The following is an 11,340-nucleotide window of genomic DNA, read 5'->3' as shown; positions in this document are numbered from 1 at the left end:
ACACCACCTTGGACCGAATCTATACTAGGAAAACCCCCTAATTTAAAACTCTCTTGCTATATTAAATTCAATACCTACCATAGATATTGTAAATGTTACTGCAATATGGTTAGCAACAATAAATCCTATGGGAGCAGAACACCTAAAATTGCATGTTGTAATAAATATGAATACTGTAAAAACTAAAAGCATACATTGCAATCCTCTCCACCAACATCACTTTCTATTGTTGAAAGGATAAAGTTATAAATAACTTTAATGATTCACTGTATTACATTTGGCAGAACATTTTCTTTACTTAATCCAACACAACAAACAAAGACATTATATAGAGAGTACTTTATAATAAAACACATTTGATATATAAATTCCAAATATACATAACACAAGCTACTTCGTTTATGCTATAAATTGATTCTAAATAAGCATTACTGTATAAAAAAATACATGATACTTCAAAACATCTATAACATACTCACTATAAACAATAAATAAAAACAATCTAACACAACTCAATTTATAAGATTCTACAGAAACAACCAAAGCCATAAATATTATACCGCTTTTGTAGACATGAAGCTTCTACATCGCTAACCACTATATGTTGTTTTCCTTTCCCATTTTAAAAATTTAGAGTGATAAGCTTTACATATACATATGTATGAATCGCTCACATTCTTAATACCACATCAATCACCACGTAATACCCGACTTTTTTGTCTATTCCAATCCCTAGTTTTGATAGTCTCTCTTTTGTCATGAAGCTTCTTGCCTTTTACAATCACAATCTTAACTTTCGCTAATCCTTTATCATTAAAATATAAAAACAATGGCACAACAGTAAAACCATCATTCTTCATATTTCCAGATATTTTATATATTTGCTTTTTCTTCAATAACAGCTTCCTAGGCCTAGTAGGACTATGATTTCTAGTACTTGCCTGATTATACTCTGAAATATGCAGATTACATAACCATAACTCCATATTTCTCTCAGTAACATATGCTTCAGCTATACTTACTTTTCTCTGTCGCAAAGATTTTACTTCACTGCCAATTAATACAATACCAGCATCAAATTCCTGAATAATAAAATAATTAAATCTTACTTTACGATTTTCAACTATGATATCCACAGAAAAATTGTACTCCCAATATTACCAGTTTGCTTTTACATATTGAATAAGTTTATCTATACTAGTAACTTTAATATTATGACGCTGAGAAAATTCTATAATATCAGGCATTCTTGACATTGTTCCATCAGGATTCATTAATTCACACACTACAGCTATTGGAGCTGATCCTGCAATTCTTGCAATTTCAACACTTGCTTCTGTATGACCAGACCTCTCTAATACCCCACCTTTCTTAGACACAATAGGAAAGATATGTCCAGGTGTTACAAAATCATCTTTTGTAACATTTTCATTGACAGCTGTAAGTATAGTATGGGCTCTATCATGAGCAGAAACACCAGTTGTAATACCATAACGAGCATCTATAGAAGTTGCAAAAGATGCACTATTATCATTAACATGCCTCTTCGGCATAAATTCTAATCCCAATTTATACATGAAATCTTCCGTAATAGATAAACACACAATACCACTACCATGAGTTATCATAAAATTAATTACATCACTCGTTATTTTCTCCGCCAAAACTACCAAATCACCTTCATTTTCCCTCTGCTCATCATCAATTAGAATAAACACTTTACCTTGTTTGGCATCTTCAATAATATGCTCTATAGGAGAGATAAAACTTGAACTTTCTGATACAATAATACCCATTAATCCTCTCACCTTCTTTATATAAATTCAATCTTTATAATCTTATATATTCTATAATCACCTTTTGGAGTTTTAACTTCTACAATATCACCTTCTTTTTTCCCTAATAAAGATACAACTAAAGGAGATTTTATTGAAATCATTTGTTTTGAAATATCAGCTTCATATTCACCAACAATCTGATAAACTACTTCATCAGTATTACCAGTTTGTTCATCATATATAGACATAGTCACAGTTGCCCCAAACATAACAGTATCTCCAGACAAACTTGAAACATCTATAACTTCAGCCCTAGATTTTTTTGATTCTAACTCCATTATTTTACTTTCTACTAATCCTTGTCTTTCACGAGCAGCATGATATTCCGCATTTTCAGATAAATCCCCCAATTCTCGTGCTTCGGAAATAGACTTAATAATCTTAGGTCTCTCATGTTTTAATGACTCTAACTCTAACTCAAGTTTTTCAAATCCACTTTTTGTAATAGGAAATCTCGCATTCATATAGTCATTCATAAGCCATACCTAATAATACAGAATTACTCAAAACTTAGAAGTAATCTTACTTATAATATCTAACAACAAGTCTTTTACATCATCAGTAAAATTATTTAATATACCATCCAAAACATCTGGATAATTTTCATTAAGTTCTTTCAAAAGTATTTCTTCAAATTTACTTACATTACTTACGCTAATACCATCTAAATAACCACTTGTACCAGCAAATATCACAGCAACTTGTTCCGCTACAGATAACGGAGAATATTGTTTTTGTTTCAACAATTCCATCATTCTCCTACCTCTATCTAATACTTTTTTAGAATGTACATCAATATCAGATCCAAATTTTGCAAAATCTTCTAACTCTCTATACTGTGCCAAACTTAATTTCACAGAACCTGAAACTTTTTTTACAGATTTAGTTTGTGCAGCAGAACCTACCCTTGACACAGATAACCCAACATTTACAGCTGGGCGGAACCCTTTATAAAAAATTTCAGACTCAAGAAAAATTTGACCATCAGTAATTGAAATAACATTAGTTGGAACATAAGCAGATACATCCCCAGCCTGCGTTTCAATTATTGGTAAAGCAGTTAATGAACCACCTCCCTCTTTATCAGACATTTTAGCTGCTCTTTCTAATAACCTAGAATGTAAGAAAAACACATCACCAGGATATGCTTCACGACCTGGAGGACGTCTTAACAATAAAGACATTTGTCTATAAGCAACAGCATGTTTTGATAGATCATCATACACAATCAAACAGTGCATTCCATTATCTCTGAAAAACTCTCCCATTGCACAAGCAGCATATGGGGCAAGATATTGCAACGATACAGTATCCGAAGCTCCAGCAGCAACAACAATTGTATATTCTAAAGCTCCACTGACACGTAACTTGTCAACTATTCTTGCAACAGAAGAATTTTTCTGTCCTATTGCAACATAAACACAGTAGATTTTCTCCTTTTCTGAAGCTGTATCATTATGTGCCTTCTGATTAATAATAGTATCAATTGCTATCGCAGTTTTTCCTGTCTTTCTATCGCCTATAATTAACTCACGTTGTCCACGTCCTATTGGTATTAACATATCTATAATTTTAATACCAGTCTGCAAAGGTTCAGTAACAGATTGTCTTGCAATAATACCTGGAGCCTTAATTTCTACTGGCAATCTAACATTACTATCAATATTACCAAGACCATCGATAGGATTACCTAATGCATCAACTACTCTTCCTAGTAATTCTAATCCAACAGGAACATCCATCAATTTCCCTGTACATTTTGCAGTATCACCTTCCCCAACACTTCTTTCGTCACCAAATACAACTATACTAGCAGTATCACAATCTAATCCTAATACCATACCTGTAATACCATTAGCAAAAACTATCACTTCTCCAAATTTCGCTTTTTCTAATCCATACACCAAAGCTATACCATCTTTAATAGATATAACCTCCCCTACACTATCAGACCTTACTTGATTATCAAAATTCTCAATACGCTCCTTAATAACTTTTAACACTTCACCTGGAGATATAGTATTATTCATTATTATACCTTACTATTCACTTATACTACGTATAGCCATTTTACTAAGTTCTCGTAAACTTTGTAAATAACTATTTAATGACACATCTATCACGTCAAAATTCACCCTAATAATAAATCCACCTAAAATATTAGGATCTATATTGTTTGTTACACTAACAACTTTCCCATACTTCTCAAATAATATATTACATATACCATCTTTTTCTTGCTTTGTTAGCAAAGCACATGAAGTAACGGAGATATCCACTTCTCTATTATGTTTTTTTACTAAATCAAGAAATGTATTAAAAATTTGCAGTAATATATTCCCTCTATTATTTTCAATAACAACCAACATAAACCTGACTAATATAGAGTCAATATAACTTTCTATTGCTTTAACAAGCGCTACCTTGTGCTCTCTTAATACTCTAGGACTAGATAAAAATAGAAAGACATCATTAGAAATCTCAAAAAGATTCATAACAAACTTTACACTTTTACAAATAGAGTCTACATTATCTGATACACTAAACAATGCTTGAGCATAGCAAGATGCTAAATGTCCACCTCTATATTGAATCATAAGCTTTTAAAGGAAACATAAAACAGCAAAATGTTATACATTATAGCAGCACCAGTCAAGTATTTTATATCTTAACAAATAAGATAATAGGTTATTCTCCACTAAGCACTTATACTTATAAATACTCAAAATTCCTCACCTAATCATAACACTTTCTCACTTACAAAATACCTTACTGATTTGTAAACAATTGATACATCATTTAATAAAATGATACACTATAATGTACTAAGACATCAATCTCAATCTAAAAAATTAGTATTTATATATTCAAGCAACATCCTAACCGAACCAATTCAGTCAGTACATGTTATACAACCTGAAGCTTTGATTACAGTGTCCTTATATAAAAGTGATTAGATCATACATATATTCAAAATCTATGTATCCTTTAATTTTTAAATAAACATATAATCCAGTAAGTAATGCCGATGTAACAGTTGCAATTATTGACTTAATGAACAAATAAGATTCAATAGGAGCACTGCTCGCAACACCAACTACTGGATTATCAGAAACCTTAACCTTTATAGGTAATATTAAAAATAAAATAACCCACCAAGATACTATAAAAAATACAATGTTTTCAATAACCATACAACTTAAGTCCAAATTATGGTATTAAAACCTTTACAATGATCACACTCATAATGCCAACGTGTAGGAGTATACTTACACTTCGCACAGCTCCAATGTTTATCTGCTATAGCATCTTTAGTAATTTTATCCACCCAATACAAGAGTTCACTATGATCTTGTGATAATACTTTCAGCTTCAGTATTAAAAAGTACAAAGAAATATAAGTTTGAGTCTTGAAACTATGATTTAAATATTTCATTGCTGCATCATACTCACCTAAATTTATAGCATCCTGTGCTATAAGATATATACTAAAGTAATACCCAGTATTAAAGCTGTATAACTTATGTACAGCATTACTATTATGTTGCATGATGTCTAAATAGAAATTTGCAATATCAGGATGCGGATTAGTACGGTATTCGTGTTCAAGAATACTCACTGCTTTACGTTTTCTATCAGTATCCATATAAAACTGAGCTTTAAGTAATGTAACAGCAGTACTATGATACTGTGAACAATTCTTAATGTTATCAAGTACCTTTAAACCATCATCATATTTTTGAAGATCATAATATTGTTTTGCTAAAGCATAATAAAATATACTAAGCATTTCTTGCATATTATATGGTAAACTTATCCTTAATTTCATTACCTTCTTCATTTCCTCAATCGCATTACTCCAATCTCTAGAAATGCGATATATTTCTAACTTAAAAATAGTTGACCACGATTGCTTGTAAAAAATTTCTAGCATTTTCCTCAGTAAACTCAGCTGTTGGATTTGATCTTGTATTTGCATAATAACACTCAACAAGTATACACCCAATGATGTATCTATTACCGGTACAACCTTTGTAAATTGAGCAAAATACTTCTCAGCTAATGTATACCTTTTATTATCAAAACAAACCCTTCCTTTTAATAAGAATAAAGATGGATGATTAAAATTCCCTAGCTTTATTATATTTTTTTCCGCTCTTTCAATATCTCCACAATTTAAATACATATAACCTTGTTCTAATAAGGTCATTTTTTTACTCTGCAAATTCCTTCCATACTTATATACACATCGAGAAAGACAAAAAATAACCCGTACTAGCAGAATTAAAAGAAGGAAAATAACAGCAACAATAAACAATGCAAAAAGGATATTTATTTCAATATCATAGCCCAACCAATCTATTCTGATAATACCATCGCAATCTATTCCCCATAATCCTACAATAAGTGCAACAACAACAAAGATTAAAACGCTTGTAATCATGAAACACCAGGTAACTTAATTATATATTTTGATAACTGATCATATATCACTGATATGTTCTTTTCCATAGATACTATATCTTCTAGCTGTTGTATCCATAGTTCTAGTTCTGCAACAGATGATAATTCCTTCTTAGAGAAGTTTAATGCATCACTCCAAAGACTAGCATCAAGATAGCCTTCTACTTCTTTTAAATTATGAAGCAGTACATCTTGCTGATTTTTTACTACAATCCATTTAAAAAAAACTTTTTGGACCATATTAGAACGCAAATACTGTAACTCATGAGCTATTTTTTTGAATGAAAATTTCAATCTACTGAATGTAGTCAATTTTTTGCTATCCAACCTTTCAATCTCAGCCACAGCCTCATTAATTTTATTATCATCAAGTTTAAGTAACATAGGTTTTATTGAGTAGATTATACTTTTTACTGATATATCCCCCAAAAATGCCTCTTTTAAATTAATGACAGACAACAAGAGCTTTGCAAGCCATTCTTCACTAGAACAGCTTATAATATCATTATTTTCCGACGTAACTATACGTTGTACGGGACAATTTTCCTTTTGTTTACTTAAATATGAATTAAGCAAACTCTGATTTACCTGTACTAAAACAGACCGTACATCATTTTCCATCACTTTTCTATACTGCTGACTAAATTCAGCCAGGTCTTTTTTTACATCTAAATAAGAAAAAACAGCACATATAGAACAAGAAGTGGCTATCAAAATCATAAAAAACCACCCCCATACTGCCCTCATCACCATATCAACCCCTACTATTCATGCCGTAAAATATCTGCTGGATCTTGACAAGCAGCTTTTCTAGCAGGAAGCATAGCTGCAGTTAAAGATAGAAATAACGATAACAATGATATTTTTACCACATCTTCTACTAATAAAACAGAAGGCAAGGTATCAAAAAAGTAAATTATAGGATCAAAAATATTACTATCACTAATTTTTTCTAACATACTTTTAATTTCATCAATATTCAAAGAAACTACTACCCCTACTATACAACCTAATATTGTACCTATAAAACCTATAAAAAACCCACACATACAAAATATCCTGAGTATACCACAACGTGTTACCCCTAATGTACGCATTATAGCAATTGCCCCTTTTTTATCTTGTACTAATATAGACAAGCTTGAAATAATATTAAATGTTGCAACTATTATAATTAAAGTCAATATAAAAAACATTACATTACTTTCAATTTTCAATGCATGAAAATAACTGCCCTGTTGCATTTTCCAATCTTCACCCTTCATATTTGTTTTACTTTCTATTATGTTCAGTATTTCTGATGACTTATTAATATCAAGAACTGATACTTCTATACTTTTAACTCTATTATCATAACGGAAAAATAACTGTGACGCATGTAAAGGCATATATACTAATGTACTATCGTATTCATACATTCCAACATCAAATATTGCAACAACCTTATAGGTTTTCATCCGCGGTATGTTCCCTATAACTGTGGATATACTTTCTGATGATATAATAGTAAGTTTGTCTCCATAATTTACATGTAAAATCTCAGCTAATTTTATACCTATAGCAATACCATCATTAAATTCAGCAATACTACCACTAACTATATTGTTTGCTATTATATCATTACGTTCTATATCTTGCTTTTCTATACCTCGAACTATCACTCCGGATACATTACTATTAGACTTAATCATAGCTTGATTCTCAGTAATGGAAACAGCATCTTTCACTCCAGGAATCTCCTTGATTAACCTTGTGATATCATGATAATCACAATCAATATTATCATTAAAATAAATTGCTATATGACCATTCAATCCTACTACACAATTCAACAATTTTTCTCCAAACCCATTCATGACAGACATAACTATAATTAATGTAGCAACTCCTAGTGTGATTCCTATTACAGACAACATAGTAATCATAGAACACAAAAACCCACTACTACTAGATTGTAAATAACGTAGTGCTAACATCAATTCAAATTTAAACCACATCTTACACCAACAAAATAATATTATTAATTTACAATCATTAAGATGATAATACAAAATTACATTACTGATAATTAATAATTTATAAACATTTTGTAAGCAATATTGTATATGCTATATACATTATGTAAAAATTTATTAATTTAAGCATAAAATAACATATTTAAGATTTAACATAAATATTGGATTTATACTCATTGTAATACCTGAACTCTTACAAGTATGAACATTAAGTTATATTTGAAAATGCTGCTAAAATAGATTGTCAAAACATATCTTACTGAGATATCTTTAAGTTTACTCTAGTAAAATAAATGTTGTGAAAATTACATCATCAAAATTATATTCCTTTTTTAACAACCCACAATCTGTGAACAATATACTTATTTATGGCAATGATTATGGCAAAATTAACATGTATAAAGAAAAAATTATCAACCATGTTAATATAAATTCTGATTTTACTATAAGTAATCTTGATTTCCCTACAGTAAACAAAAATCCTAGCACATTATTTATAGAGTTAACAACAATATCTATGTTCTGTGAAAACAAATTGATTATACTAGTCAATGGCGAAAAATCTATCTCTCAGGAGCTAAAACACATTTTAAACAACAATATAGGTAACAACTATGTCATTATAACTTCTGGAGAGTTATCTACTGATTCCACCTTAAGACAATATTACGATAATTCACGAAATGCTGCTTCTATAGGATGTTATAAAGATGATAATGATAATCTTACATTTATAATATCAGATTTTCTAACGAAAAATAAAATACACTACAACAGTATAACACTACAGTACTTACACAATGTTCTCTCACAAAACTGCAATGCACTACAGCCAGAACTTGAAAAACTTATGTTATATATAGGTAATGATAAAAATTTAACAACTCAAAACATCCAAGAAAGTTTATTGACAGAACTAGACCCAGTATCAGAAGATCTATGTGTATCCATTGCAGAAAAAAATCTAGAAAATTTCACAAAATTCTCTGACATATTACTTAAAAATAAATTCACCCCAATAGCCTTAATAAGGATTCTTATTAAATATTTTTTAAGGTTAGAATACTTAATAAGAACCGTAAAAAACGGTGAACCAATAAACCAGGCATTAAAATCTATACATCCCCCTATATTTTTTAAATCAATCCCTACAATAAAGAAACACATATCTGCAATCTCACATTCTGAAGTTAACAATATAATAAGAAAATTAGTAGAAATAGAAATACAGTGCAAGAAATCAGATCTAAATCAAGAAGTGATATTCAAATATTATCTTACAGCAATGATTATTAGTAAATAAGATAGCACAGACTAATACTATTAACATTACACCTCAAAGACGAAATCCTGATGTAACTACATATATACAAACTTGCATTACTACTGATAAGATTTAAAGCGTTTAGGCTTTTATCTATTTTTGTATATAAGCAAGATACATATAATCAAAAAATATGACTAATCCTCGGAGGCAGATATCCTTACCTATATAGCATTCGATAAAATTGATATTTAAAACATTAAGAAATTTTGTTATATATTAGTTATGCAACACATATATCATGCAATTACACAACGTACCATAGTTTCCAAGTTAAGCAATAGATCTATTTAATCAACAAACCATATTCTTAAGGTTAAATGTTATTGATATTAGTAATTTAATATATCATGCATTTCAATTGCTGCAGCTAAAGCAGCCATTTTACTAACTATAGTCCAACATAATACGTCTTGTTGTCTATAACTTACATCTATGAAATCACAGCCTACAGAATTCAAGTTAGAAAATCTATCTTTCACAGCATGATATCTATACAAATAGCATGAAGGAGTATGACCTATAAAATACACCAACGGTTCAGCCACATAATCATTAAAGATCTCTCTAGTTGTGATACCTTCTTGTATTATTACACTATTGACAACTTTACTATCTTTGATTCTTTTCATTTTATTACGATTCTTTTTATTAAGTGTTAAAACGTCATCTCCACAATAAGCTACCACAATTCCCATACCATAAGTACCATTATCTGCCTTTATAAATACGTATGGCTGTTCTTTAATGTTATATAATTGAAATTTACTACGTACTCTATTAATAATTACATCTACCTCATTAGCAATACTATCAACACCTTGATCATTTAAAAAACAAATATTATTACAACTAGAGAACAATGTTGAAATCAACCAAGGATCAATTTTAAGATTTTCACAAAATTCCCTAGATAACTTTTCATAAGTAGAAAAATGATTAGATTTACTTCTATTAAACCAACCCAAGAATAAAGATGGCATAATGCTTTGATATTTCAAATTTTGTAGCACCTTAGGAATTCCACTAGTCATATCATTGTTAAGCAAAATAAGATCAGCTATGAATCCGTCTCCAGCTTGAAGTACACCATTATCATTAGTAAGGTATAAACAATTTATCACATGTCCAGTCGATGAAATAAGTTCTACATTTTGATTTATATTACATATACCTACCTCAACAATAAAGCCTGCATTATTAACTATATTTCTTAAAGCAATCAAACTATCAACATATTTTAAATTCCTCGTATGATTCTCTGCTACAATTAAAACCTTCCTACAATTTATGTGATTAACTATATACTCTCTTAACAATTGAGAAGTATAACTTTGTGATTGTTTCGTAAAGTTATTATACCCTGCAGGAAAAATGTTAGTATCTACAGGAGCAATTTTATAATCAGATATCCTCAAATCAACCGAAACATTTAAAACCGGATTATACTTAGCAAATTTACTAGAAAACCAATTCTCTATATCTAATTTATACTTTCTGAATATATCATTTAATGTATCAACAATTATCGTCATTAGTACCAATAAACCACTGCTAGCGAATTCATATCATATCAATATCTTAGGATAATTATCCATAGTGAAACATCTAAATATCCTACTTATGCAACATTACAATTATAGTACATAATTTTTTTAACATCATATCTATATTTCATATCCTAAGATAACGCTTATAT

At 29.8% G+C, this 11,340-nt stretch carries 10 protein-coding genes and 2 pseudogenes; 1 reads left to right on the top strand and 11 read right to left on the bottom strand.

The features are described from left to right. Positions 1 to 75: 75 nt before the first annotated feature. From MR76_RS04920 to MR76_RS00305, 10 genes and pseudogenes are all read right to left on the bottom strand, one after another. A pseudogene (locus tag MR76_RS04920) lies at positions 76 to 314 on the bottom strand (F0F1 ATP synthase subunit A); the annotation flags it as partial. Positions 315 to 689: 375 nt separating this feature from the next. Further along, positions 690 to 1,136 (bottom strand): SsrA-binding protein SmpB, encoded by a 447-nt coding sequence (gene smpB / locus MR76_RS00345; RefSeq protein ID WP_024071714.1) that lies wholly within the window; start codon positions 1,134 to 1,136, stop codon positions 690 to 692. A gap of 21 nt (positions 1,137 to 1,157) precedes the next feature. Beyond that, on the bottom strand, positions 1,158 to 1,796 hold the full coding sequence (gene ribB, locus MR76_RS00340; protein ID WP_024071713.1) for a 3,4-dihydroxy-2-butanone-4-phosphate synthase: 639 nt from the start codon (positions 1,794 to 1,796) through the stop codon (positions 1,158 to 1,160). A 17-nt stretch (positions 1,797 to 1,813) separates the two neighbouring features. Then, entirely contained in the window at positions 1,814 to 2,314 is a 501-nt protein-coding gene (gene greA / locus MR76_RS00335) for a transcription elongation factor GreA (protein WP_024071712.1), read from the bottom strand. Positions 2,315 to 2,341: 27 nt separating this feature from the next. Beyond that, a complete protein-coding gene (gene atpA / locus MR76_RS00330; protein ID WP_024071711.1) occupies positions 2,342 to 3,868 on the bottom strand; it encodes a F0F1 ATP synthase subunit alpha in 1,527 nt (508 codons plus the stop codon). Between the two features lie 2 nt (positions 3,869 to 3,870). After that, positions 3,871 to 4,435, bottom strand: a pseudogene (atpH, locus tag MR76_RS00325) (ATP synthase F1 subunit delta). Between the two features lie 342 nt (positions 4,436 to 4,777). Next, positions 4,778 to 5,032 carry a DUF1467 family protein gene (locus MR76_RS00320; protein WP_024071708.1) on the bottom strand — a complete coding sequence of 85 codons (255 nt, stop codon included), beginning with the start codon at positions 5,030 to 5,032 and terminating at the stop codon, positions 4,778 to 4,780. A 5-nt stretch (positions 5,033 to 5,037) separates the two neighbouring features. Further along, the gene (locus MR76_RS00315; protein WP_024071707.1) at positions 5,038 to 6,282 is read right to left on the bottom strand and encodes a heme biosynthesis HemY N-terminal domain-containing protein; all 1,245 of its coding nucleotides are present in this window, start codon (positions 6,280 to 6,282) and stop codon (positions 5,038 to 5,040) included. Next, positions 6,279 to 7,022 (bottom strand): hypothetical protein, encoded by a 744-nt coding sequence (locus MR76_RS00310; protein ID WP_235111284.1) that lies wholly within the window; start codon positions 7,020 to 7,022, stop codon positions 6,279 to 6,281. Before MR76_RS00310 ends, MR76_RS00315 begins: the two co-directional genes overlap by 4 nt. A 44-nt stretch (positions 7,023 to 7,066) precedes the next feature. Next, entirely contained in the window at positions 7,067 to 8,299 is a 1,233-nt protein-coding gene (locus MR76_RS00305) for a lipoprotein-releasing ABC transporter permease subunit (RefSeq protein WP_024071705.1), read from the bottom strand. Positions 8,300 to 8,711: 412 nt separating this feature from the next. Here MR76_RS00305 and holA point away from each other — a divergent pair, with 412 nt between their 5' ends. Beyond that, positions 8,712 to 9,620 (top strand): DNA polymerase III subunit delta, encoded by a 909-nt coding sequence (gene holA / locus MR76_RS00300; RefSeq protein ID WP_235111282.1) that lies wholly within the window; start codon positions 8,712 to 8,714, stop codon positions 9,618 to 9,620. Positions 9,621 to 9,973: 353 nt separating this feature from the next. Here holA and gshA read toward each other — a convergent pair whose 3' ends face one another. Further along, positions 9,974 to 11,176 carry a glutamate--cysteine ligase gene (gene gshA, locus MR76_RS00295; RefSeq protein ID WP_024071703.1) on the bottom strand — a complete coding sequence of 401 codons (1,203 nt, stop codon included), beginning with the start codon at positions 11,174 to 11,176 and terminating at the stop codon, positions 9,974 to 9,976. Between the last annotated feature and the right edge of the window lie 164 nt (positions 11,177 to 11,340).

It is taken from the genome of Ehrlichia muris AS145, from assembly GCF_000508225.1.
Classification (GTDB): domain Bacteria; phylum Pseudomonadota; class Alphaproteobacteria; order Rickettsiales; family Anaplasmataceae; genus Ehrlichia; species Ehrlichia muris.
Note: the sequence above shows the minus strand (reverse complement) of the source record. Positions and strands in the feature narration are given on the sequence as shown.